Source organism: Paractinoplanes hotanensis (assembly GCF_023717965.1).
GTDB lineage: Bacteria > Actinomycetota > Actinomycetes > Mycobacteriales > Micromonosporaceae > Actinoplanes > Actinoplanes polyasparticus.
In genome coordinates this window covers 49,912-73,681 of record NZ_JAMQOL010000012.1, presented here as the reverse complement: position 1 = coordinate 73,681, position 23,770 = coordinate 49,912, and the positions used below count along the sequence as shown (strand labels likewise).

The following is a 23,770-nucleotide window of genomic DNA, read 5'->3' as shown; positions in this document are numbered from 1 at the left end:
GGCTCACCGCCCTGCACGGCTCGTCCTCCACCGTCGGCGTCATCGGGTACCTGCTCGGCGGCGGCCTGAGCTTCTACGGCCGCCGGCCCCACCGCACTCGGCCGTCCCGCCGAGGGCGCCCTCGACTAGCCTGATCGGGCTGCATCAGTGAGTAGAGCCCCGACGGCGATGGGATGGTCCCGACGTGAAGGCGCACAGGGGTCGGATCGCCGGGCTCGGCGTGGCCCTGGCGGCGTCCGGAGCACTGATCTGGGCTCCGTCGCCCGCACCGCCACCGCCGCCGCCTCCCACTGCCGGGCAGGCCTGGCCGGACGCGCAGAGGGGAACACTGCCGGCCGATCTGCCGGACGGGACAGCGTTCGACCCGGGCCTGTTCCTGGACATCCGGACGTCGGTCGGGTCGGCGCCGACCCGCGACCGCCGGCATCGGCGACTGGTGATCCGGGGCCCCGGCGACTCCCTCCGCGAGCTGCGGCGCCTACCGGTGAGCCGGAATCCGTCCTTCCTGAGCCTGACCGTCGCCGGCAACGACCTGGTGTGGGCCGAGAGCACCGACGCCGGGCAGCAGCTGTGGACCGCTGACCTGCGCACCGGGCGGCCGGCGCGGCGGCTGACCGCCGACATCGGCGACGCCCGCTTCTATCAGACCCAGTACGACCTGGTCATCTCACCGGGCCGCGTCAACTGGGTGGCCGCGGCGCCCGGCGGCGGCACCGAGATCCGGTCGGTGGCGTTGACCGGGGGTCCGGTCCAGAAGCGCGCCGTGCCCGGAGACTGGGCCCTGACGGCGTGGCCCTGGATGGTCGACGGCCTGACCGACATCGCGGGCGCCGGCCGGCTGCGCAACCTGGTCACCGGCGAGGAGCGGCCCCTGCCGCGGACCCGCCTGAGTGAGACCGCCTGCACCCCCGTCTGGTGCCGGGCCGTCTCGCTGGACGACGACGGCTATCCGAGGATCGAGGTCGTCCGGGCTGACGGCACGCAGCGCCGGCTGGTCGCCCGGAAGACGGCCCGCACGGTCATCACCGACGTCGCGGTGCTCGGCCGGTTCGAGGTCTTCGCCCAGGTCACTCCGGCATCGGAACTGTCGGGACGCGACGAGCTCCTGGTCCACGACATCGCGACCAACCGGACCGTGCAGATCAGCCGGGAGGCCGGCGACGTCCGGTATCGCAACGGCGTGCTGGCGTGGTCGACCGGCAACGCCCAGTCCTTCCTGCGTCACGTTCTCGACCTGCGCTCCGTCTGAGAATCGCGCTGCGCTCGGCCCGGCTGCAGATCGTCGGCATCGGCATCGGCTCCGTGCCCGCCCGCGACTTCGTCGCCGAACTGCCGGGGCTCGCCGCCGCCGTGACGCGGGGCGCTGTCGACGTGCGGGACCGAGACGTGCCGCTCGCCGAGATCGCTCAGGCGTGGACCACCGACACGGACGAGCGCATCGTCCTCGTGCGTGGTCCGGCCGGCCGTGCACTGACTGTTCACTGGTTCTCCAGTCGGTCCGGTCAACCTCTGTCGTGACCCCAACCGGTCGTCGACAAGGAGACACACAGTGGGCAAGCCTTCCATCGTCCTCGTACACGGAGCGTGGGCCGACGCCTCGAGCTGGAACGCGGTGGCGTCACAGCTGCGCGGCCAGGGATTCACCGTGCTGGCGCCGCCCAACCCGTTGCGGGGTGTGGCCTCCGACGCCGAGTACCTGTCGTCGTTCGTCTCGCAGCGCACGTCCGGACCGGTCGTGCTGGTCGGTCACTCGTACGGCGGCGTGGTCATCAGCAACGCCGCGGGCGGCCTGAGCGACGTGCGGGCGCTCGTCTACGTCAACGCTTTCATCCCCGCCGAGGGCGAGAGCATCTTCCAGCTCCTGGGTGGATCCGGCTCGGCCCTGGACGTCCCCGACCCGACGACGGTCCTCGACATCGCCGGCTACCCGGGCGCCCCGGAGGGCGACGCCGAAGCGTTCCTCAAGCCGGACACCGTCTTCCGGCTCTTCGCTCAGGACCTCTCCGAGGCGGAGGGGTGGCTGATCGTCTCGGGCCAGCGCCCGATCACCCTGAGCGCCAACGCCGCGCCCTCGGCCGCGGCGGCCTGGCGCACACTGCCCAGCTGGGCCGTCATCGGCACCGACGACCTGGTGATCCCGGCCGGCACGCAGCGCTCGATGGCCGAGCGGGCCGGGTCGAAGACGTTCGAGGTGGCGGGCTCGCACGTCTCGATGGTGTCGCACCCGGACGTGACCGTGGAGGCGATTCTGGCCGCGGCCGAACACGTGGGTGACTGACGCCCGGCCAGGTTACGTCATTTGACGCAGTCTGACCGGGCCGCTCGTGCCTACGGTCGGGCCATGACAACCCGCCTTCAGGTACTGGGCCCGCTGCGTGTCTGGCACGGCGACGCCGAGGTCGACGCGGGGCCCCACCAGCAGCAGTGCCTTCTGGCGCTGCTGCTGGCCAGCGCGGGGCAGCCGATCGGCGTCCAGGCGCTCACCGAGATGCTGTGGGACCTCGACGCGCCGCCGAGCGCGCTCAACATCATTCACAAGTACGTCGGGCAGCTGCGCCGGCTGCTCGAGCCGGGCCTGCCGCCCCGGGCCCGCGGCGCCTACCTGACCCGGCACGGGAATGGGTACCGCTTCGTCGCCGGCCCCGACACCCTCGACCTCCTCCGATTCCGGCAGCTCGTCGCCGAGGCGCAGGCGCACAGCCACGACGGCGAGCACGACGAGGCGCTCGACCGGTACGCCGAGGCGCTGCGGCTCGGTAGCGGCGTCGCCGGCGCCGGTCTGGCCGACACCACGGCCGCCCGCACCGTGTTCCTGAGGCTGCACAACGAGTTCGTCGACGCCGTCGTCACCGCCGCTCAGCTCGCGATCCGGCTCGGGCAGCCGGCGCGCCTGCTGGCCGCGGTCCGGCGTACGGCCGAGACCGACCCGCTCAACGAGCTCGTCCACGGAACGCTGGTGACGATGCTCGCGGCCGCCGGTCGTCCGGCCGAGGCGCTGGCCGTGTACCGCGCGATCCGGGAGCGACTTGCCGGCGAGCTGGGCATCGATCCGGGGCCGGACCTGCAGAACGCCCACTTCGGGGTGCTGGCCCGCAGCGGCCCGACGGCAACGCCGTCCCCGGCCGTCCATCCGGCGCAGCTGCCACCGGACCTGCCGTTGTTCGCCGGCCGCACGGGCGAGCTGGCGACGCTGAGCCGGTTGGCCGCGGGGCTGCGCGAGCCGGGGCGCGCCGGCCCCTTGATCATCGCGATGAGCGGGCCCGGCGGGGTGGGCAAGTCGGTCCTGGCCCTGCGGTTCGCCCACCTCGTCGCCGGCGACTTCACCGACGGGCAGCTCTACCTCGACCTGCGCGACGACCCGGACCCGGTGCGTTCACTGCTGTACGGGCTGGGGTTGCGCCGGCCCGACATCCCCGGCACGCAGGCCGCGCGGGTGGGGGCCTATCGCAGCCTCACGGTCGCCAAGCGGATGCTCATCGTCCTCGACAACGCCGCCGGCGCCGCGCGGATCAGGTCGCTGGTGCCGAGCTCTCCCACCAGCCTCGTGCTCGTCACCGGCCGGGAGCGGCAGCTGGACCTGGCCGTCCGCAACGGCGCGCACCTCATGGCCGTCGACGTGCCCGACCTCGGCGCCGCGCGAGAGCTGATAGCGCTCCGGACGTCCGGGCTCCCGGTCGCCGGGCCGGTGGACGAGTTCATCGAGCGGTGCGGCCGGCTCCCGCTGACCATGGCGACGACGGTGACCGCGGCGTCCCGCTGAGGGCAGGCGGATCAGCCTCCGATGCCCGGGCGGCGATGGCCGCGTATCTGCGGTCCGGGCGCTCCGGGAACTGCTGTTGCCGGCGCTCGAGTTCGGTGAAACCCGCCTGGGCCAGGCGGGCGGAGAACTCGGTCACCGGCCAGCGGTACGCCGTGACGACCTTGTGGTCGAAGGCGGCCACCCCGTCGTCGCTGTCGAAGAAGCCGATCACCAGCCGTCCCGCCGGGGCCAGCATCCGGCGGAACCCGGTGAGCGTACGGTCCAGATCCGCCGGCGGCAGATGGATGGTCGAGTACCAGGAGAGGATGCCGGACACCGAGTGGTCGGGGACGTCCAGCTCGGTCATCGCGCCGAGCCGGAATCGCGGACCGGGGAAGTTGGCCCGTGCGTGGTCGAGGAACTCGGGAACCAGGTCGACACCGGTTACGTCGGCGCCCAGCCCGTGCAGGTAGGCGGTCCAGTGCCCCGGACCGCAGCCGAGGTCGAGCACCGGACCGTGCAGCCCGGTCAGATGGCCCCGGATCAGCGCCGTGTCGTCCTCGTGGGCCTGCCAGTCACCGTCGAACAGGGCGATGTACTGCTCGGACATGGTCGAATAGGCGTCACGCACCGGCTCCCAGCTCACCCCGAAACCCTAGAACGTGCTCAAGGCGTTTGAGTACGGCGGCTCACGCGGCGGCCCGGTGACCGTTCATAGGTTGATTGCCATGACTCCGACCGCCGAGCTCGAACGCCTCGTCCGCCCCTCCGACGTGCGTGGCCGCCATGGCCGCCACGGTCGCCGCAACCGCCGCCGGGGCCGGTTCGGCACCATCGCCGACGCAGTCGTCGCCGCGATCAACGCGTTCTTCGTCTGACCCGCGAGCCGTCGCGGCCCGGCTAGCGAGTGGGGGCATCGACGACGACCAGGGTGTGCGGGCCTCGCGGGGCTACGCGCGATGTCCCCGGAGACTTTCGTTCACTCGGACTAAAGTTAGGTCCTGGTCGGACTATCTTTTGTCTTGTGCGAGCGCTAGCGTCGTTTCACATCTGAAATATGCGTGACACAAAGCTTGCGTACCGACGCATCGGCGGCGTCGGTCTGGTGTGACTGAAGGACCCTCCAGGTTCTCCGACGACGTCCTCCGTGGAGTTCGCATGTTCAAATCGCCCGTCTCCCGCCGCCAGGTTCTCACCGCCTCCGCCGGCGCGGCCGCCGCTCTCGGCGCCGCCGGACTGCCCGTGCTGGCCACCGGCTCGCCGGCTCTCGCGCACGGTCACGGCTCGGGCCGGCTCCGTGTCGAGCCGCTGATCCCGGCCCGCAACCGCGGCATCATCCTCTACAGCGTCCGCGACCGGATCTCCGCCGCGCCCGACGACTCCGGCGTGCCGTACGGGTTCGAGCGGGTGCTCGCCCGGCTCGCCGAGATCGGCTACAAGGAGATCGAGTTCGCCGGGTACAACCAGAACACCTCGATCCTGGGGCGGCAGATCACGCCGGCCGAGATCCGCAAGATCCTGGACGACAACGGGCTGGTGGCCAACGGCGCCCACACCTCGATCAACGCGGCCACCTTCGACCAGCAGCTGGACATCGCCGAGACGCTGGGCATGAAGCACATCGGCACCGGCAGCGACCCGACCGGCAGCGCTTACCGGAGCGACTGGGACGCGGCCGCCGACCTGTGGAACGAGCTCGGGCGCAAGGCACGCAAGCGGGGAATGAAGCTCTACACCCACAACCACGACGCCGCGTACGGGTTCCTGCTCGACGCCGGCCCGCTCGATGCGAACGGCAAGCCCACCCGGTCGAGCGGGCAGCGCAAGCTCGAGTATTTCTTCGGCCGGACCGACGAGCGGTACGTGTTCTTCGAGATGGACATCTACTGGGCGTACGTGGCCCGGTTCAAGCACCACACCTATGTGGACGCCCGGGGAAACGCCCGGGAGGACCTGTTCGACCCGATCCTCACCGTCGCGCCCCGCACCGAGCGGTTCCCGCTGTTCCACGCCAAGGACGGCGACCGCGCCCCCGCCCAGGTCAACGGATACACGATGGTGCCGCTGGGCGAGGGTGACATCAACTTCCAGCAATTCTTCGAGGTCATCGGCGAGCAGAACTACCACCACGCCAACTGGGAGCAGGACACCGCGCCCGGCGGCGCCGCCAACCCGGGCCAGTCGATCGACTTCGCGGGCATCAGCTACCGCAACATGTCCGACCTCACCATCTACCGCCGATAGTCCCACCCTGGAGCGATGGATCGGGCCGGAACGCCGACCGGCCCGATCCGTCTCGTTCCGGTCACGGCGAGGCGGGAAGCCGGGCGCACACAGCGCGGAGCGCAGCCGGGCGCGGCGGGTGACTCGCAGCGTCGGAAGGTGAACTGCGTCAACTGTGCGGCAGATCTGTGGCCCAAGTCGGGTGACGCCTTCACGCATCCCCTACATTCAACGAAGGGTGTCCATGTAAGCATGGAACGTCAGCCCGGGAGGCGCTCTGTGGGATCCGACGCCAGTCATGGCATTGACCTCTCCTATCATCGCTTTCCGTCCGATCAGCTCGACGAGTTGATGTCGGGGGCCGGCGGTCCGGAGGCGATCCGGACACTTTGGAAAGGTCAGCGAAGCCGTCGCATGCTTCTGCTCGACACAGTGCGGAGGGCCCTGTCCGACCCGGACGACATGGGACCACTGCCACCCGCCGCTCTTGCTTGGTCGGCCTGGGCCGCAGCGGATGAATCCGATCCCGACGAGGGCCTGGCGCTTCTGCTGCATCCGCAGGTCGGGTCTTGGGCGGCGTACACGCTGCGCCGCAAACGGGGCCGAACCCAGTCCGGTGTGGATCTCTGGGTCGATGCCGGGGTCGTGCATACTCTTGCCTTGGTCGCGAACGCCCGGTCGGGCCGGACCTGGCGCACATCGGTGCCAGTGCGTGACGGCATGGTAATGCTGCCAACCCTCGGCCTCGCACGAGTGGCGCACAGTAGTGGCCCGTCGTTGGCCGTGGCTGAGTGTGCCGGCGGAGAGATCCGTTTGCGGCAGGGTGATCGAGCGGTCACGATCCCCGCCGGCTCTGGTCGCGAAGCTGCCGGATGGCTGCCGTCCCGCCGGCTGACTGGCGACGCTGACGTCACATTCTCGGTGACCCTCGACGATCTCGACCCTTACCGGGAGCTTGCCGATCCGGTCGCCCCCGACCCGCTTGACGCCGCGTCGGTGGACCGCTGGGCCCGATTGCTCAACGGCGCCTGGCGCCTCCTGTGCCGGGACTATCCGGAGGAGGCGCAAGCGATCGCCCACGGCGTGGTTTGCCTGGTGCCGCTGCCTTCGGACGGTGCGGGCGTCACACGGAGCGCGTCCAGCGGAGAAGCGTTCGGGAGCGTGCTGATGTCACCGCCTGTGGATGAGGTCGACCTCGCCGTGTCGTTGATCCACGAATTCCAGCACATCAAGCTGGGTGGCCTGCTGCACCTGCTGCCCTTGACGAAATACGACGGCGAGCCTGTCCACCATGCCCCCTGGCGAGACGACCCGCGTCCGATCTCCGGGCTCCTGCAGGGCCTCTACGCGTTCTTCGGCATAGCCGGCTTCTGGCGGGTCCGGCGCTATTCGTCGACTGGAGCGTATCGCCGGATCGTCGACTTCGAGTTCGCATATTCGTGGTCCCAGGTACATGAGGTGCTGACCACCTTGACCCGATCGGACGGTCTGACCGGTGTTGGCCGTGAGATCGTCGCCAAGCTTGGGAACCGCGTGCGCGACTGGCGTTCGGAAGAAGTGGACACAGTGGCGGCGACGGCTGCGGACGTGCTTTGCGCGGCGCACCGGACGGAATGGCGTCTGCGGTACGTCCGCCCCGACCGCCGTCAGGTCGAGCTGATGGCCGCTGCTTGGCGTTCGGGAATGCCGATGACGCCGAGTCCCCTGCGAACCGTGGTGGTCGCCGATCCGATGCCTCGTCGCTGGTTCCTCAGCCAACCGGCGGCGGCCCGCGCCCTCGTCGCCGGTGGACCGGTTGTGGACCCTCTGGAGGCGGCATTGTTGTCGGGCGATAAGGGATCGGCGTACGAGGGCTTCCGGCGGGCCTTGGCGGCCGATCCCGCCAACCCGCGGATCTGGGCCGGTCTGAGCCTGGCCAGCGCTGACGGGCTACTGCGGGTCCGGCCGGAGTGGGTGTACGCGGTATGCGCGGAGCTTCGTGCGCGGGGCGAGGTGGCCGATCCGGTTGCCGTGGCCCATTGGCTCAGCAGCAGCGCCCCGTCAACGTTCTTTCCAGTTGTCGCGGAGGACTCGCTCGACCTCGACGAAGTCCCGTGACCTGCTTCCCAGCGCACGAAGCAGAGCGGTGAGAAGCGCGTCGAGTCCGCCGGGCAGACGCTCCAATGCGGTGATGGTCTCGACGACGTGCAGGCGGGCCAAGGCGTTGTCCCGGATCTGCTCACGCATCCAGTCGGGCAGTTGCTCCAGCACCGTGTACCGGTCGTTACGCATGACCCGGAGTCCGGCCAGAGCATCCGTCATCGCCGTCATCGCGTCGGCGACGGTCCGGCCAGGCAGCGTTCCCGGGCCGAGCGGCGCGCAACACCCGAGGACCGAGCCCAGATAGCACGCAGCCGCAAGCGCGGCGTACGGATGCCAGACGTCGTTCTTGTGGCCGTCGCCGTGATCGGCGACGCCGCGAACCATGAACCACGAAAGGTCGCCCAGATGAGCACCGACCGCGACCCCGGCGCCCTCCATCTCGAAGGCGACAATGCGATGCTCACGGGCCAGGTTGTCGCGCAGCGTCGAGTCGCGCAACAACAGGTCCGCACTTCCGACCCGGCCTCTGTGAACCCTCGGAATGCCCGGCCCACCCGGGCTGAGAAATCCAGCCTGCCGGCTCACCCGGTCGAGGGTCGGCAACCACGGCGGCCGGCCATCCAGCTCGTCCACCGCAACCAGGTGATCCGCGTTCATCCACAGCGCGGCAGGCGGCCGGACCGTGGCCCGGACGCGTTCGTCTCCGTTGACCCGATAGCTGTGCCGGTAATCGACGATTTCGGTCGCCACGACTATGTCCCCGAGAGCCACACCGTTGTCCGGGTCCGCTGAGGGCACTCCGGCTGCGATCCCGCACATGACGATCGCCCGTAGATTCGGGAAGGTGTGCGCCAGACGGCCGCAGAGCCACGCCGCGTCCCGAGTTCCGTCTGAGGTCTGCTGAGCGACGACGACGCCGTGCGGCCTCGACGGGATGCTGCTCGGCGCGGTGCCGACATGGTACGGGCGGTCGTCAGTGGAGACACGCGCCGGGACGACGTCGATGACTTGCCTGATCGCGAGCGTCTCGATGTTGATCGCGGTGATGATGCCGATCGTCACCTGCGACGGGTCCTCCAGCAATGATCCGGATTCATGCAAAACATCAACCGGCGGAACTGCCACATCGGCCAGAGTTGCATGCCATCATGACGAAGTACAGGGGTAAATCTGCCGAACCTCCGCTGCTTCGGTATGAGATGGTGACGTTGATGGATGCCTACTTGGCGTTCGGACGCAAGGGGGAATCACTCAGTGGATCTTTCTCCGGGTGATGTCGAGACCGATCTGATTGATCTATCCAAGCTCTCCCTGGCGATGTTGTATCAATGCGACGAGTCCGTGCTGGCGAATTCCGTGAAGACTCTTCTGCGCCAGGTCGACCGTCCGCGCGTGAATCTCGGCGGGTCGGGGCCACCCGTGCGTGTCGACTGATCGGGCCGGCCCGCCGGGCCGGCCCGATCAGGGTCGATGTTCAGAGTGGCATGGGGTCGATGTCGCAGTCAGCCCTGATGCTACGGAGTGCGTTGAGCGTTGCGGGGTGCTGCTCGCCCAGCCTGGCCCTCAGCCGCACCAGGGTGTCCGACAGGATTCGATCGCCTTCCGCGGCGCGATCCAGAGAGCGCAGATCCAGGGCAAGATTGACGCCAACCGCGAGCGTCGATGGATGATCCCGGCCCAGTGTCCGCTCCGAGCGGGCCAGAGTGTCGGTGTCTTGTTCGTACGCCTCCTGATGCCGCCCCAAGGCGTATACGTCGCTGGCCAGGTTGGTCGCGCAGGTCAGAGTGACCGGGTGATCCGGGCCGAGCGTTTCCTCGAGGATGGCCAGCACTTCCTGGTTGTGATGGTGGGCGATCTCGGATTCGCCGCTGAGACGGTAGGCGATGGCGAGGTTCGTCCGTGCGCTGAGCGTATGTGCGTGCCGCGGACCTAGCATCCGCTGATACCGGTCCAGGGTTGCCGTGGCCAGCGTCTGGGCAGCCTGCAGCTCGCCGGCTTGGCGTAGGTCGATGGCGTAGTTCACCGCAGTCGCGATGGTGTCGGGGAAGTCGTCGCCGTATCTTCGCTGGTATCGGTCGAGTGTGTCCTTGGCCAAGCGCCGCGCTCGTGTGTGATCGCCGGCCTTTCTCAGCGAGATGGCCAGGTATCGGGCGGCCTGCAGGGTGGCCGGCGCATCCTGATGGAAGCTCTCGAACACGCGCCGGTAGTACGCTTCGAAACGCGGCAGCGTCTCCATGAACAGCCCGGTCTCCCGCAGATCGATGAGGAGGGCGGCCAGAGTGTTCAGTGCCTCCGCGTCATCGCTGCCCAGCACGATTTCACGCCGTCGATGGGTGTCCTCGTCCAGCTTGCGCGCGCGCTCGAAGTGACCGTTGAGGCGCAGACTCACACCGAGACTGTGCGCGAACTTGAGCGTTGCCGGATCGTCCTCGCCGAACTCGCTGCGAGCTGCTTCGAGCGTCTGCTCGTCCAGCTCCTGGGCGCGGGCGAAGTCCCCGCTGGTCCGTAGGTCGATCGTGACCGCGTACATCGCGTTGAGGGTGCCCTCGTCGCGGTCGCCGAAGTGTTCCCGGTAGAGGGCCAGAGCCTGCCCGTTGAGTTCACGTGCCGCGGCGAACTTCCCGTTCTTCCATCGCATGTAGGCGAGCCAGCTCGCCATCTCCAGCGTCAGCTGAGTGGCCGGGCCGCTGGTCTTGCGCCACCACTCCAATGCCTCCGCGGCCAGCGCCTCACTGCCCGCGTGGTCACCCCAGTAATAGAGGAATTGGACGACGCCTTTGACCAACTGCTGCACTCGAGGATCGGCGGACTCCACCGCGCGCGACACCGCGACGTGCGGCTGCAATGCTTGATAGAGCCGCCAGTCGGCACGCCGGCCCGGGTTGTTCGGCCTGTTGTTGGCCAGCAGGGTGTGCGCACCTCTACGCATCACGACTCGTTCGTCGTTCGTCATTCGGCCGACCAGCACGGCCTGTACGAGACGATGGATCTGCAAAGTGTTGCGCTGATGGTCGATCTTCGCCAAGGCGTACCGGTTGATGTCCCGGATGGCGCGGCTGAGCCGGAAACTGTCGCTGAGCATCGCGTCGAGTTCATCGGTGATCTGCGCGACCGGCGATCCCGCGAAAAACTCGCGTGCGATCGGCTCGGGAGCGAAAAACGAGCAGACCTGTAGCATCTGAAGGGCCGCAGGATTCACCGCCTTGAGTTTCTCGAGCGACAGCCGGAACGCGGCCGCCACCGAATCTGGATAGTCCGGAGACGGTGAGGCCTCGAGGATCTCGATTCGCTTCTGCTCCAGCAGTTCGAGGTAGTCGGCTACCGGCATGCCGGTAGCCGCGCGCCAAGCGGCTGCCTGCTCAATGGCCAACGGCAGGTCACCGAGCGCCTCGGCCAGCTGGTCCGCCGCACCATCGGTGAGGTCGGGATTGCGGCCGAGCAAGAAGGTCTTGCTCTCGTCGCGGGTGAACACGTCAACGTCGATCGAACGGGTCACCCGGGACCAGTCGAGATCCCTGGACGTAACGAGAATCTTACCGGCGCCGCCGGTCGGGAAATGCTTGATAACTTCTTGCGGCGCCTCGGCGTTGTCAAAGATGAGGAGCCAGTTGAGGTACCCGGTCGTGCCGGTGCTCAACGCTTCCCGGACCGCGGGAACAGCGGTATTAGCCTCGGGGCTGACGTCGAGTCCCAATCGTAGCGCCAATTGGGTGAGTGAAGTCAGGATCTGGCTCTCCTGCTCAGCCGGAATCCACCAGATCAAGTCATATTCAGCGCTATGGCGATGAACATATTCAATGGCCACCTGGGATTTCCCGACCCCGCCCATCCCATGCAAGGCCTGGGGAAGAACGGCGGTCTGCTGGGTGCGGGACAGCTTTTCGTGCAATTCCTCGAGAAGAGAATCTCTTCCCGTGAAATTCCAATTTCGCTGCGGAATGTCGCCCCAAACTCTGGGGAGTGGTGCCGGTGTCTGCGTCGGGGCGACGGAGGGCATCACTTCTCCTTGGGGACTCGCGTCACTATCAACTAGGTGCGTTCTCTCCTCGGGAGAAAAATTGTGTTCCGCCCTTATCATCCCATTCGCCCTAAAATCGCCCGAATTATGATCGTTCGCGGGGATGATAGCAGCCGTCGGGTCGGTATCGCTCGCATGCTCGGTAGGCCGATCCGGTGGATGTTCTCTCAGGTCAGTCGGGCTCGCGTGGTCGGCTGACGGATGTGCGCCGGCCGAGAAGGCTGTCGCAGCCAGTGATGTGTCGTCCACCTCTAGCCGATCGGCCAAAATTCGAGTCCACTGATCGAGTTCTGCCCTGAGCTGACCGTCGGCCAGTCGAGCGACGTGCTGCATCAGGCGTAAGGCAGCTGGTTCGCCCTCTCGCGCGTGTCGGGCGCAGAGGTGATCGAAGGCCTCGGGAAGGGTGGCCACGCCCTCCGGTAGGTCGATCGAGGCCTGAGTCAGGCTGTTCCACCACCAGATCGGGACGGAGGGTTCGATCTCGGCCTCGGCGCGCTGCAGTGCATCATGCATGCGCCGGATTTCCGGATCCGGGACAAGGCCTTGAATCGAAGCGCCTTCCACCAGGTCGATTACCCGCTTGCTGCCCGGATGGTTCGGGGACATGGTGGCGAGGGCGCCGGTCAGAGCTCGAAATCCGCGGGGATGCCGATGGCAAGCCATGACAATTTCGATGAAATGAGATCGGATGACATCATTGTCGCGAATGTCCGGAAAATCGTCGAGATTGTTTCGGATCAACTGGAGCAGAAGCCGTCGATCTGCTTTGAGATTCAGGAACGGCATATCAGTGAGCGTGGTTATCAGCGCATCGCTCAGCGCGGTGGCAGGATTTTTCTTGATCGAACCCTGCGCCACCTATCTTCCTTCCGTCGTCGACCCGGAACGCCGATACGCATCGAAGTGCGCTATGCCTCATCATGACCTGTCCGGTACCGGAAGTGAACACTGGCGGGCGCCAGATCCCTCAGTGGAGACCACGTACCGCGAATTTGCCCAATACACCGCAGCGGACAGTTACCGCCTGTGAAGACCTCCAGCAGCCGCCGACCGGGGGCGCAGGTAAACCTGAAGGGGAACCTCAGGGGTCCTGTGGAGCGGCCGTGTGGCGAACCCGAATTCGGTGCCTCCACAACGGATCGCGGTGACGATGTCCGTCGGCGTTCCGGTCGTGGAGACCGTCGAGATCAGCTGGCGGCCCGACCAGGACGGCTCCACGCCGGAGTGTCCGATCCGCGGATCGGCTCGGTTGCTGACGGGTCAGCCGCGGCGCCACTTCTGGTTGGCGCCGCCGACGCAGGTCCACAGGTGCAGGAGCGCGCCGTTGTCCGGCTTCCACTCAGCGATGTCGACGCACTTGTTCGCCTGCGGGTTGACCAGATCGCCGGCGGCGCTCAGCACGAACTGCTGCGCGGCGGTGCCGTTGCAGGTGTAGATCTGGACGGCGGCGCCGTCGTGGGTGGCGGCGTCGGCGACGTCCAGGCACTTGTTGTTCTCGGTGCGCACGGCGCCGTTGACGAACTGCCACTTCTGGTTGGTGCCGTCGGTGCAGTCCCACACGTGGACGCGCTGGCGGTCGGCGAAGTTCCAGTTCGGCACGTCGAAGCACTTGTTGTTCCAGTTGCTGACGATCCGGCTCGTGGTGGCCGGAGGGTTGTCCGTCGAGCCCGGTGTGCAGGTGTTGTCGGCGGTCACGTTGTCGGTGTGCCGCGTGCCGGCCGAGCGGAGAGCGCCGACCCGGGCGGTCGCCTCGGCCGGCGTGAGCACCTGCTTCTTGGCGTGGAAGACGTAGTCGATGTTCTCGTGCCAGACGCTGGTGCCGCTGCCGGTGTGCCCGGTCAGATCGATGAACCACTGGTTGAAGTCGATCGACATGTTCTGCCGGGGATAGAACTTGCCGCCGTGGGCGCCGACGAGCTGGCCGTCGATGTAGTAGCGGATCTCGCCGTTGGCCACGGTCGCCATGACGTCGCGCCAGCCGGCGATGCTGCGGTTCTGCTTGCTGTACTGGCGGTCCTGCACCCACGGGTCGGCCTGGTACGTGTACCAGGTGGTCTGGAAGTTGGTCGGCCCGCTCTCGCCCCAGCCGCCGTTGGGCAGGTACTCGCTGAAGTCGAGCTCGCTGTAGATCGGGTCGAACGCGTAGCGCAGCGGGGAGATCGTGTAGAAGGTCTGGTTGACGATGTCGCCGTCGGCGCCGGAGACGGGCGTGTCGGCGAACTTGATCCGGGCGAAGTAGGTGCCCTCGAAGAATCGCCGGTCCGGCAGCGACATCTCGGCGTGCGTCGTGCCACCGGCCGTGCCGTTCGTGGTGGCCTGGAGGCGGGCCACCGTCTGGCCGTCGACGACGGGGAACGAGACGTTGCCGGCCGACCAGGTGGCGCCGGGAACGCCGGGGCCGCCCGCGTTGGTGCGCAGGTGCCAGCCGCGCTGGCCGAGTGCCGGGTCGGAGGCGGAGCTGTACGCGAAATCGTCGAACAGCACGCCACAGGTCACCGCGGCGTTGGCGGGCAGGGCCGCGGCCACGCCGGCTGTGGTGAGCCCGGCGGCGACGAGGACGGCGGTGGCGGCGCGGATCGTACGGCTGATCAGGGCAGGTGCCATCGAGAGCAGACTCCTTGGGGGAAGGGGACTCCTCGGGGTGGGGAGTGAGCTCAGCATCGCCGCGCCCGTTGATGGCAGTCAATGAAAGTGCGCGAATTATTTACATCTGGAGAACCACTAGAGAAAATTATTACTGGCTCGCTTGCCCGAAAGCACATCGACGGCCGTTGGCGTCCGCCACCCGGCCGGTGTCGCCGAGCTCTCGGTATTGCCGCACTCCGAGCCCGCGTCCACCGGTACCGCCTACGCTGACCATGTCGTAGGTCGGGAGAAGCCGGAGGGCGGCATCGTGTTCGCATTGGTCGTTCGCTTCGACTGCCGGGACGAGGCGGCCGCTGCCCGCTTCGACGAACTGACGGTCTCGGCCGTGCGGCAGATCGGCGAGCGGGAGCCGGGCACGCTGGTCTACGCGACCTCGGTGGTCGACGGGGAACCGCTGGCCCGGGTCTTCTACGAGGTGTACCGGGACCGCGACGCCTTCGAGGCGCACGAGAACGCCGAGCACGTCCGGCGGTTCCATGAGCTGAAGAACCCGCTGCTCACGGCCACGCGCGTCGAGTTTCTCGAGCCGGGGCCGGCCGTTCAGCGGTAGAAGTCGGCGGGGTCGCCGGCGAGGGACGCCTTCACGTGGGCGGTCCACTCCGCGGTTAGCCCGGTGACGAGGGCGACTGCTCCGGAGATCTGCATGCCGCCCACGCCAGAACCTGACGTTGACGTCAGGGGAAAGGTACGCGACGCGGGTCACAGTCAGGCTGCCGAGCGTACGTCTGAGAGAAAATTTCACATTTACATCTATGAATGAGGTGTGACCTTTCTTACACTCGCCGGGACGGTGATCAAGCGAAGGGGTTCCTATGGCGAGACTGCGCAAGCTGGCCGCGGGCTTACTGGTGCTCGGGCTCGTCGGAGGGTTACCCGTGCCCGCCGTCGCCGCTCCGGCCTGGGCCCCGGCCCACGACCTCGAGGGCGCATGCGTGACGCTCCAGGTTTACGACGGGTCGGCGCCGCGCGGATACGTCCAGCGCGCCTCGGTCGGCTACGGCTTCACCGGCGCCGCGTCGAGTGCCGAGCCGTTCCGGTTCGAGGCCACCCAGCTCGGCCGCTATCTGCTGCGGGACTCCACCGGCAAGCCGCCCTACCAGAGCGTCCTGGGGTGGGTGTGGGCCGGTGACGCGTACGGCGACCGCGCCGACTGGACGGTCAGCGTGGCCGACGGCCGCTACCGCTTCGTGTCCACCGCGACCGGCCAGCAGCTGGGCGTCTACCTGGGCGGGCTCGGCGCGGGCAACGCCGGCTCCACCGTGGCGCTCGCGCCGGCGAACGGGTGCGCGGCCGTCCCGGACATCGCCACCGGCGTCAGCGGAACCGCTGCCCCCGGCGTGGACGCCAACGGCAAAATGGTCGGCTGGATCGACGCCCACGCGCACATCACCGCGGCCGAGGCGTTCGGCGGATCGCTGCACTGCGGGGACGCGTACGCGCCCGGTGGCGCGCCGGTGGCCCTCAAGGGCTGTCCCTCGCACGCCACTCTCGGCTGGGGTGCCCTGCTCGAGGCGATCATCGCCGGCACCGACCCGATCAACTCGGCCGAGGACGGCTGGCCCACCTTCGGCGACTGGCCGCAGCACGACACGATGCTGCACGAGGCCTCGTACTTCCGCAGCCTCGAACGTGCCTGGCAGTCCGGGCAGCGGGTGCTCAACGTGCTGCTGGTCGCGAACCGGGTGATCTGCGGGCTGACCCTGGAACACACGTCCTGCGACGAGATGGACCAGATCCGGGCCCAGGCCACGTATCTGCGCAAGATGCAGGACTATGTGGACGCTCGGAACGGCGGCCCCGGCAAGGGCTGGTTCCGCCTGGCTACCACCCCGGCCCAGGTGCGCCAGATCGCCGCCCAGGGCAAGCTGGCCGTCACCATCGGCGTCGAGAACTCCGAGATCTTCGGCTGCCGCGAGGTCAACGACGTGCCGCAGTGCACCCGGGCCCAGATCGACGCCGGCCTCGACGAGCTGGCGGGCATGGGCGTCAGCGGCATCTATCCCGTGCACAAGTTCGACAACGCGTTCGGCGGCACCCGCTTCGACGAGGGGGTCACCGGCGCCGCGGTCAACGTCGGCAACCTGATCTCGACCGGCCACTGGTGGCAGGCGACGTCCTGCACCGGGCCCTCCGACAACGAGCAGCCCCTGGTCAGTGATGACTTCGCCCGGCTGCTGCAACTCGGGGTCGGCCTGCCCGCCGGCGCGATCCTACCGGTGTACCCGAGCGGCAAGATCTGCAACGTCCGGGGCCTGACCGAGCTCGGCCGCTATCTCGTCGAGCGCATGATGGACCGCGGCATGATCATTCATATCGACCACATGAGCGTGAAGGCCGCCTCGGCCGTGCTGGACATGGCCGAGCAGGCGTCGTACCCGGGTGTCGCCTCGGTGCACAGCTGGTCCGACCCGTCGATGGTCAACCGGATGCTCGGGGTGGGTGGCTTCGTCGCCGGCTATGCGTTCTCGGCCACCGGCGACGGCCAGGACACGCCCACCTTCCTCGACGAGTGGCGCGCCAACAAGGGCCTGGCCAACGGCTCGAAGATCAGCGGGTACGGCGTGGGCACCGACGTGAACGGGCTGGGTCCCCAGGCGGCGCCGCGTCTGGACGCCGGGTCGCGTCCGCTCACCTATCCGTTCACCGCGACCAACGGGACGCGGGTGGCCAAGCAGGTCTACGGCTCCCGCACGTTCGACCTCAACACCGACGGCGTGGCCCAGTACGGTCTGTACGCGGACTGGATCACCGACCTGATCAACCAGGCCGGCCCGGACGCGACCCTGCTGCGCCGGCATCTGCTCGGCGGAGCGGAGGCGTACACAATGATGTGGGAGAAGGCGCGAGCCTGACCCTCGTCGACCACACACCCGCCCGCCCCGGCGTTCGCACAAGCGCCGGGGCGGGCGTCACTCGTCCTGGGCGCCCAGTAGCTCGCGGGCCAGCTTCTTCGCGCGGACCAGCACGTCGAACTGAGCCTCGTTGTGGAGCTCCCGCATCGCGTCGTCGAACGTCTCGCGGGTGACGGATTTGCCCTCCAGCACGTGGGCCATCGGGTCGTTGTTCATCCAGGGATAGTCGCGCAGAGTCTTCGCGATCTGCGGCGCGAACTTCTCGGCCAGGTTCTGCCGGGTCGCCTCGTCGGCGTCGGCCGGCAGGGAGTCGAAGTCGTCGTCGGCCGCGGAGTGGTCCTCGGTCAGCAGGCGCTGCAGGTCGGCCAGGGCCTTCTCGTCGTAGACCTGCGTGTACACGTGGACGATCGAGCGATCGGCCTCGGACAGGCGGGCCGCGACGGACTCGAAGCCCGGCGGCGAGTCGGCCGGCGCCTGTTCCCGCAGGATGGTGGCGATGTCCTCGCGGGCCTTGGCCAGACGTTCGATGGCGGCCGCGTGCTCGGTGTCGACCTGGCGCAGCGCTGCGGGGGAGCCGTCCCCGTCCGCGGTCAGGGCTTTGATCCGGGTCAACGGCACGCCCAGTTCGACGAGCCGCCGGATGCGCAGCAGGCGGACGAGGTCCGGTGTGCCGTACTGCTTGTAGCCGTTGTGACGACGTTCGGGCTCCTCGAGCAGGCCGGACCGGTGGTAGTGCCGGATCGTGTTCACCGTCGTGCCGGCGAGCCTCGCCAGCTCGCTGGTGCTCCAGGCCACGTCGCCTCCTTCCCGCGCATCCGGGGTGCGGGCCGGGGTGCGGGCCGGGCCGCGGGCAATAAGTACCGGCCGGTACGGAAGGGGTGAAGCCTAGCAGCCGGCCGGCGGGCCGTGGTGCAGCTGAGGCGACCGTCACGTGCGCGGACCGGTCGGTACCGTGACGGGATGAGTGGCGCCCGCAACACCGTGATCGGCCGGCCTCGGGGCTTCGACACCGACGAGGCGCTGGAACGAGCCATGCGGGTGTTCTGGCAGCGGGGTTACGAGGGCGCGAGCCTGACCGACCTGACCACCGCCATGGGCATCACCAAGACCAGCATGTACGCGGCCTTCGGCAACAAGGAGGAGCTGTTTCGCAAGGCCTTGCAGCGCTACTCCGACGGCCCGGCCGGCTACATCGAGAGCGCGCTGGCCGAGCCGACCGCGCGCGCGGCCACCGAGGCGATTCTTCGGGGAGCCGTCCGCACCTCCACGTCTCCCGGCGACTTCGCCGGGTGCCTGACGGTGCAGGGCGCACTGCCCTCGAACGACGGATGCCGGTCCGCGCACGATGTGCTCGTCGAGTGGCGCAACGAGGCCGGCGCACGTCTCGAGCAGCGCTTCCGCCGTGCCGTCAGGGACGGTGACCTGCCGCGCGGCACGAAGCCGAAGCGCCTCGCCCGTTTTGTCATGACGGTCGCCTTCGGCATCTCGGTGCAGGCCGCGAACGGCGTCGGCCGCGCCGCTCTCGACGAGATCGTCGACCAGACGATGCTGACCTGGCCCGGCTGACCGAGGGGCCGCCGCCGGCCCCTCGGCGTACAACCTTCAGAGGGTGCTGACGAGGCCGCCGTCGATCGCGAAGTCGGCGCCGGTGATGTTGGCGGCCCGGTCGCCGGCCAGGAACACCACGAGGTCGGCGACCTCCTCGGGACGGGTGAACCGCCCGGTCAGGGAGTCGCCCGCGGCCCGCTCGGCGACGGCGTGGGGATCGCCGCCGGTGGCCTTCGCGACCGTCGCGGCGACCCCGCCGTCGCGGTCGTCGGGCAGCACCACAGCGGTGTCGCCCCGCGTATCGAGCTCCTGGCCTGGAGCGGGCGGGCGGCCGAGACGCGGGCGATGGCGGCCCGCGCGGGCGGCCTCGACGACCTGGCCCGGAACGCGCTGGCCGTCCTCGAGCTCGGCCTCGGCCGGTACCCCGAGGCGCTGGCCCACGTACGATCCACTTTCGACGGTGATCGGCCGGGCGCGGCCACCCGGTCGCTGCACGAGATCGTCGAGGCGGGCGTGCGGAGCGGAGACCACGAGGCGGCGAAGGCGGCCCTCGCGCGGATGGACGAACGGGCCCCGGTCAGCGGCACCGCATGGGGGCTGGGCCTGCTGGCCCGCTGCCGGGCCCTGATGGCGGACGACGATCAGGCCGAGGCGCTGTATCGCGAATCGACCGAGCTGCTCGGACGTACCCGGATCAGAACCGAGCTGGCCCGCAGCCACCTCCTGTACGGCGAGTGGTTGCGCCGGCGCCGGCGGCGGGCCGACGCCCGGGTCCAGCTGCGAACTGCCCACGAGATGTTCACGCGCATGGGCGCCGCGGCTTTCGCCGGCCGCGCGCGATCCGATCTGCTGGCCACGGGCGAGCGGCCGAGCCCCCGCAGCGAGCGCTCCGACAGCGGCCTGACCCCGCAGGAGAGGCAGGTCGCGGGCCTGGCGGCGGCCGGAGCGACCAACAGCGAGATCGCCGCCCGGCTGTTCCTCAGCACCTCCACCGTCGAATACCACCTGACCCGGATCTTCCGGAAGCTGGCCATCACCTCTCGCCGCCGGCTGGCCGCCGCCCTGAGCGACGGGGCCTGAGGCCTGTTTCAGCCACGTCTCGACGGGCTCGATGATCGCGCGGGGGCCGCGGCGGGCCCAGGTGAAGTGGTCGAAGCCTTCGGACTGGGCGGCGGGCACGGTGATCTGTTCCGCCGGTCCGCCCACCCGCGAGGTCGGCGCGGAGCTGTTCCTCGGCGCCCGCACGGTCGAATGGCATCTGAGCAGGGTCTGCACAAGCTCGGCATCAACCGCCGCCGCGAGCTGCGCTCGGCGCTGGGACCGGTCTGACCCGGCCGTTCCGTTGCCTACGGTTCGGTTTCGACGGCGAACGAGGCCCAGACGTGTTTGGTGTCGCCGGCCGGGTACCAGCCGACGTCCAGCGACATGGCGCGGGCGATGGGCAGGCCGCGGCCCCGCTGGTTGGTCAGGGAGGCGGCGGTGTCCACCGGGGCGTGGTGGGGGTCGTGGTCGGCGACGTCGAGGACCAAGCGGTCGTCGTGGCGCAGGAGCCGGACGGTGGTGGGTGGAAGACCGTGCTGCAGAGCGTTGGTGGCGAGCTCGGTGGCGACCAGCGCCATGCGTTCGGAGACCTCCGCCCGCGTCTCGTCGCCAGTCGGCCGCAGGTCGGCGAGCACCTGATCCAATGATCTCCGGAGCGAGCGCAGATCGTCGGGGCACACGAGCGACCAGCGCCGCAACTCGACGGTGTGCGGCGGCGGACGGGACTTGGTCACCTCGGTCATCCCTCAGATGTGCCCTCCCACGGCGGGGCCAAGCGCGGAAGCCGGTATGACGTGATCGGGGCGTTCCGGCCACCGGCTAGATTCGTGGCGTGACTGATCCGTTCGAGGCTGCCGGCGTGCTGGGGGAGGCCTATCGGCAGGTCGACTGGGCGGCGACCCCGCTCGGACCGGTGCAGTCGTGGAGCCCGGCTCTGGTCGCCGCGGTGGATCTGATCGTGCGTTCCCGGATCGGGGCGACGCTGCTCTGGGGTCCCGAGTTCGTGCTGCTGTACAACGAGGCGTACATCCCGATTCTGGCCGAGAAGCATCCGGCTGCGCTGGGCCGGACGGCGCGGGAGGTGTTCCCGGAGGTCTGGGCCGACATCGAGCCGCTGTTGCAGTCGGTCTTCACCGGCCGCGGCACCGTGTTCATCGAGGATCTGCGGCTGCTCATGCAACGCAACCACATGTTGCAGGAGTCGTTCTTCACGTTCTCGTACTCGGCGGTGGCCGGCGCCGACGGAACGGTCGAGGGCGTGCTGGACATCGTCGCGGAGACCACCGCGCAGGTCATCGGGCACCGCCGGCTCGCGCTGCTGAGCCGGCTGATCAGTCGGGTCGTCGATGCGGACGACCCGCGTGACCTCGTCGACCGGGCCCTTTCGGTGCTGCGCTCCGCACCCGAGGATCTCGCCGCGGTCGACATCCGGATTCCCGGCGTCACCGCGCCGTCGCCTCCGGCGGAGTCCGACGACCGTACGGTATCGGTCCGGCTCGCCACCGGGAGAGCAGCCCGGGACGGCGCGTTCGTCGTCCGGTTCAGCGAGAACCTGCAGGTGGATGACGCGTACCGGGAATTCCTGGCGCTCATCGCGGCGACCCTGGAGCAGAGCCTGGGCCGCATCCGGGCCCGGCAGGACGAGCGGCACAGCGCGGTGCTGGAGCGGGAGATGTCCGAGGCACTGCAGCGGAGCCTGCTGACCGAGCCCGTTCAGCACGAGCGTCTGCAAGTCGCGGTCCGTTACCAGCCGGCCGCCGAGCAGGCTCAGGTCGGTGGCGACTGGTACGACTCGTTCCTGCTGACGGACGGCGGCCTGACCGTGGTCGTCGGCGACGTCTCCGGTCACGACCGGCATTCGGCGGCGGCCATGGCGCAGGTGCGCAACCTGACCCGGGGCGTGGCGTACACCCTGCAGCAGCCGCCGTCGCGGGTGCTCAGCTCGCTGGACGCCGCCATGTCCGGTCTGGCGGTGAACGCGCTGGCCACGGCGATCCTGGCCCAGTTCGACCAGAGCGCCACGGACGCCGGCCAGGGCCGGTGCACCATGCGCTGGTCGAACGCGGGGCATCCGACACCGCTGCTGCTGCGCGCCGACGGTGTGGTCGAGGTCCTGCAGACCCGCCCGGAACCGCTGCTCGGCATGCGGGGCACGCCCGCCCGTACCGATCACGCCGTCACCCTCGAGCCCGGCACGACCGTCGTGCTCTACACCGACGGCCTGGTCGAGCGCCGGAGCACCACCCTCGACGAGGGCATCGCCGAGCTCACCGCGCTGCTCGGCGGTCAGCAGAGCCGGACCGCCGAAGAGATCTGCGATCTGTTGCTCGAGCACTTCGGCTACAACACCGAGGACGACATCGTCCTCGCGGTGGTCCACTTCCATGCCGATCGGTCCGGACTCCGTGCGGCGCCGGAGGCCGGGAACCGACCGGCATGATCCGATTTCGGTGACCCAGGGGGTCAGCGGCTTGACCGGGCCTCCCGCAGCGGCGCTCCGACCTCGTGCAGGTGGCGAAGGGCCTGCCGGTACGACTCGATGAGGCCGGTCTGCTCGTACGGGACGCCGATCTCGGCGCAGTACTGCTGGACGATCGGCTGCGCCTTGCGCAGGTTCACGCTCGGCATGGCCGGGAACAGGTGGTGCTCGATCTGGTAGTTGAGGCCGCCCAGTGCGACGTCGACGAACCATCCGCCGCGGACGTTCCGGGAGGTCAGGACCTGCTTGCGCAGATAGTCCTCGTCGCCGGTGGGGTGCGGCATGCCCTTGTGGTTCGGCGCGAAGGTCATGCCCAGATAGACGCCGAACAGCGCCTGGTGAACCACCATGAAGGCCAGCGCCTGCAGCGGCGAGAGGACGATGAACAGCGCCGAGAAGTAGGCCGCGGCGTGGACGATCAGCAGGCCGATCTCCAGGCCCGGGCGTTTGACGGTGCCGGCTCGGATGGCCTTGAGGCTGGAGATCTTCAGGTCGAGACCGAGCAGGGTCAGCAGCGGGAAGAAGAGGCCGGCCTGGTGGCGGGTCACGAAAGCGGCCAGGCCGCGGCGGCCGAGCGCCGACTCGCTGGCCCAGATCAGCACCTCGGGCGCCACGTCCGGATCGAGGTCGTCGTGGTTCGGGTTGTTGTGGTGGCGGGTGTGCTTCTCCATCCACCAGCCGTAACTCATGCCGACACCGAGGTTGCCGGCGACGCGGCCGGCGATCGCGCTGGGACCCTTGGTGCGGAACACCTGCCGGTGGGCCAGATCGTGCGCGACCAGGGCCAGCTGGGCGAACGCCACGGCGAGCACCGCCGCGACCGCCAGCGTCCACCAGGACGAGCCGACGAGGAAGAACGCGGTCCAGCTGCCGGCGGCCAGCAGGCCGACGAGCGTCAGACGCAGGACGTAGTAGACCGGGCGGCGCCGCATCAGGTCGAGCGCGCTGACCCGGCGGTTGAGTTCCGCGAAGTCGCTGCCGGCGGTGGGGGGACGCCGGAGTGTGGAAGCCGTCATCGCTCCATCGTCGTCGCCGCGGGGCGGCGGATCAGGAGTGCCAGGCCCCAGTTCTGATTGGGGTGCCAGCACTCCTGCGGTGTCGCCACCGCCCGTCCTCCGCTGACCGGCGACGCGGGATGATGG

At 69.0% G+C, this 23,770-nt stretch carries 21 protein-coding genes; 13 read left to right on the top strand and 8 right to left on the bottom strand.

Annotated elements, in window-relative coordinates; translation table 11 throughout:
- The first annotated feature begins 184 nt into the window (after nt 1-184).
- From LXN57_RS10125 to LXN57_RS10110, 4 genes are all read left to right on the top strand, one after another.
- Nucleotides 185-1,249 (top strand): TolB-like translocation protein, encoded by a 1,065-nt coding sequence (locus tag LXN57_RS10125; protein ID WP_251797772.1) that lies wholly within the window; start codon nt 185-187, stop codon nt 1,247-1,249.
- 53 nt (nt 1,250-1,302) lie between these two features.
- Nucleotides 1,303-1,518 (top strand): hypothetical protein, encoded by a 216-nt coding sequence (locus tag LXN57_RS10120; protein WP_251797771.1) that lies wholly within the window; start codon nt 1,303-1,305, stop codon nt 1,516-1,518.
- Nucleotides 1,519-1,549: 31 nt separating this feature from the next.
- Nucleotides 1,550-2,278 carry an alpha/beta fold hydrolase gene (locus LXN57_RS10115; RefSeq protein ID WP_251797770.1) on the top strand — a complete coding sequence of 243 codons (729 nt, stop codon included), beginning with the start codon at nt 1,550-1,552 and terminating at the stop codon, nt 2,276-2,278.
- A gap of 63 nt (nt 2,279-2,341) precedes the next feature.
- Nucleotides 2,342-3,760, top strand: coding sequence for an AfsR/SARP family transcriptional regulator (locus LXN57_RS10110; protein WP_251797769.1), 1,419 nt, complete (start codon nt 2,342-2,344; stop codon nt 3,758-3,760).
- Here the strand turns inward: LXN57_RS10110 and LXN57_RS10105 are convergent.
- Nucleotides 3,696-4,349 carry a class I SAM-dependent methyltransferase gene (locus LXN57_RS10105; RefSeq protein WP_438872861.1) on the bottom strand — a complete coding sequence of 218 codons (654 nt, stop codon included), beginning with the start codon at nt 4,347-4,349 and terminating at the stop codon, nt 3,696-3,698. The two genes, LXN57_RS10110 and LXN57_RS10105, sit on opposite strands and share 65 nt — an antisense overlap.
- Nucleotides 4,350-4,467: 118 nt before the next feature.
- On the opposite strand from LXN57_RS10105, the gene LXN57_RS10100 reads away from it, so the two are divergent.
- The 3 genes from LXN57_RS10100 (at nt 4,468) to LXN57_RS10090 (ending at nt 8,059) form a co-directional block, all read left to right on the top strand.
- The gene (locus LXN57_RS10100; RefSeq protein ID WP_251797767.1) at nt 4,468-4,617 is read left to right on the top strand and encodes a hypothetical protein; all 150 of its coding nucleotides are present in this window, start codon (nt 4,468-4,470) and stop codon (nt 4,615-4,617) included.
- Nucleotides 4,618-4,897: 280 nt separating this feature from the next.
- Nucleotides 4,898-5,983, top strand: coding sequence for a sugar phosphate isomerase/epimerase family protein (locus LXN57_RS10095; RefSeq protein WP_251797766.1), 1,086 nt, complete (start codon nt 4,898-4,900; stop codon nt 5,981-5,983).
- A 258-nt stretch (nt 5,984-6,241) separates the two neighbouring features.
- Nucleotides 6,242-8,059 (top strand): HEXXH motif domain-containing protein, encoded by a 1,818-nt coding sequence (locus LXN57_RS10090; RefSeq protein ID WP_251797765.1) that lies wholly within the window; start codon nt 6,242-6,244, stop codon nt 8,057-8,059.
- On the opposite strand, the gene LXN57_RS10085 is transcribed toward LXN57_RS10090, so the two are convergent.
- Nucleotides 8,003-9,106: a 5'-methylthioadenosine/S-adenosylhomocysteine nucleosidase family protein gene (locus tag LXN57_RS10085; protein WP_251797764.1), complete on the bottom strand. Its 1,104-nt coding sequence runs from the start codon at nt 9,104-9,106 to the stop codon at nt 8,003-8,005. The genes LXN57_RS10090 and LXN57_RS10085 overlap by 57 nt on opposite strands.
- A gap of 192 nt (nt 9,107-9,298) precedes the next feature.
- Between LXN57_RS10085 and LXN57_RS10080 the strand changes: the two genes are divergently transcribed.
- Nucleotides 9,299-9,478 (top strand): hypothetical protein, encoded by a 180-nt coding sequence (locus LXN57_RS10080; RefSeq protein ID WP_251797763.1) that lies wholly within the window; start codon nt 9,299-9,301, stop codon nt 9,476-9,478.
- Between the two features lie 40 nt (nt 9,479-9,518).
- Here LXN57_RS10080 and fxsT read toward each other — a convergent pair whose 3' ends face one another.
- Entirely contained in the window at nt 9,519-12,920 is a 3,402-nt protein-coding gene (fxsT, locus tag LXN57_RS10075; RefSeq protein ID WP_251797762.1) for an FxSxx-COOH system tetratricopeptide repeat protein, read from the bottom strand.
- Nucleotides 12,921-13,322: 402 nt separating this feature from the next.
- The gene (locus LXN57_RS10070) at nt 13,323-14,666 is read right to left on the bottom strand and encodes a ricin-type beta-trefoil lectin domain protein (RefSeq protein ID WP_251797761.1); all 1,344 of its coding nucleotides are present in this window, start codon (nt 14,664-14,666) and stop codon (nt 13,323-13,325) included.
- Nucleotides 14,667-14,955: 289 nt separating this feature from the next.
- On the opposite strand from LXN57_RS10070, the gene LXN57_RS10065 reads away from it, so the two are divergent.
- Nucleotides 14,956-15,258 (top strand): putative quinol monooxygenase, encoded by a 303-nt coding sequence (locus tag LXN57_RS10065; protein WP_251797760.1) that lies wholly within the window; start codon nt 14,956-14,958, stop codon nt 15,256-15,258.
- Nucleotides 15,259-15,520: 262 nt separating this feature from the next.
- Nucleotides 15,521-17,560 carry an amidohydrolase family protein gene (locus LXN57_RS10060; protein ID WP_251797759.1) on the top strand — a complete coding sequence of 680 codons (2,040 nt, stop codon included), beginning with the start codon at nt 15,521-15,523 and terminating at the stop codon, nt 17,558-17,560.
- Nucleotides 17,561-17,617: 57 nt separating this feature from the next.
- Here the strand turns inward: LXN57_RS10060 and LXN57_RS10055 are convergent, their stop codons facing one another.
- Nucleotides 17,618-18,355, bottom strand: coding sequence for a MerR family transcriptional regulator (locus tag LXN57_RS10055; RefSeq protein ID WP_251797758.1), 738 nt, complete (start codon nt 18,353-18,355; stop codon nt 17,618-17,620).
- A 165-nt stretch (nt 18,356-18,520) separates the two neighbouring features.
- Here LXN57_RS10055 and LXN57_RS10050 point away from each other — a divergent pair, with 165 nt between their 5' ends.
- Entirely contained in the window at nt 18,521-19,126 is a 606-nt protein-coding gene (locus LXN57_RS10050; RefSeq protein WP_251797757.1) for a TetR/AcrR family transcriptional regulator, read from the top strand.
- 36 nt (nt 19,127-19,162) lie between these two features.
- Here LXN57_RS10050 and LXN57_RS10045 read toward each other — a convergent pair whose 3' ends face one another.
- On the bottom strand, nt 19,163-19,387 hold the full coding sequence (locus tag LXN57_RS10045; RefSeq protein WP_285904609.1) for an SDR family oxidoreductase: 225 nt from the start codon (nt 19,385-19,387) through the stop codon (nt 19,163-19,165).
- 66 nt (nt 19,388-19,453) lie between these two features.
- Here LXN57_RS10045 and LXN57_RS10040 point away from each other — a divergent pair, with 66 nt between their 5' ends.
- Nucleotides 19,454-20,188 carry a helix-turn-helix transcriptional regulator gene (locus LXN57_RS10040; protein ID WP_251797756.1) on the top strand — a complete coding sequence of 245 codons (735 nt, stop codon included), beginning with the start codon at nt 19,454-19,456 and terminating at the stop codon, nt 20,186-20,188.
- 266 nt (nt 20,189-20,454) lie between these two features.
- On the opposite strand, the gene LXN57_RS10035 is transcribed toward LXN57_RS10040, so the two are convergent.
- A complete protein-coding gene (locus tag LXN57_RS10035) occupies nt 20,455-20,892 on the bottom strand; it encodes an ATP-binding protein (protein ID WP_251797755.1) in 438 nt (145 codons plus the stop codon).
- Nucleotides 20,893-20,981: 89 nt separating this feature from the next.
- On the opposite strand from LXN57_RS10035, the gene LXN57_RS10030 reads away from it, so the two are divergent.
- Entirely contained in the window at nt 20,982-22,589 is a 1,608-nt protein-coding gene (locus LXN57_RS10030; protein WP_251797754.1) for a PP2C family protein-serine/threonine phosphatase, read from the top strand.
- A gap of 23 nt (nt 22,590-22,612) precedes the next feature.
- Here the strand turns inward: LXN57_RS10030 and LXN57_RS10025 are convergent, their stop codons facing one another.
- Nucleotides 22,613-23,644 (bottom strand): fatty acid desaturase family protein, encoded by a 1,032-nt coding sequence (locus LXN57_RS10025; RefSeq protein ID WP_251797753.1) that lies wholly within the window; start codon nt 23,642-23,644, stop codon nt 22,613-22,615.
- Nucleotides 23,645-23,770 lie beyond the last annotated feature (126 nt).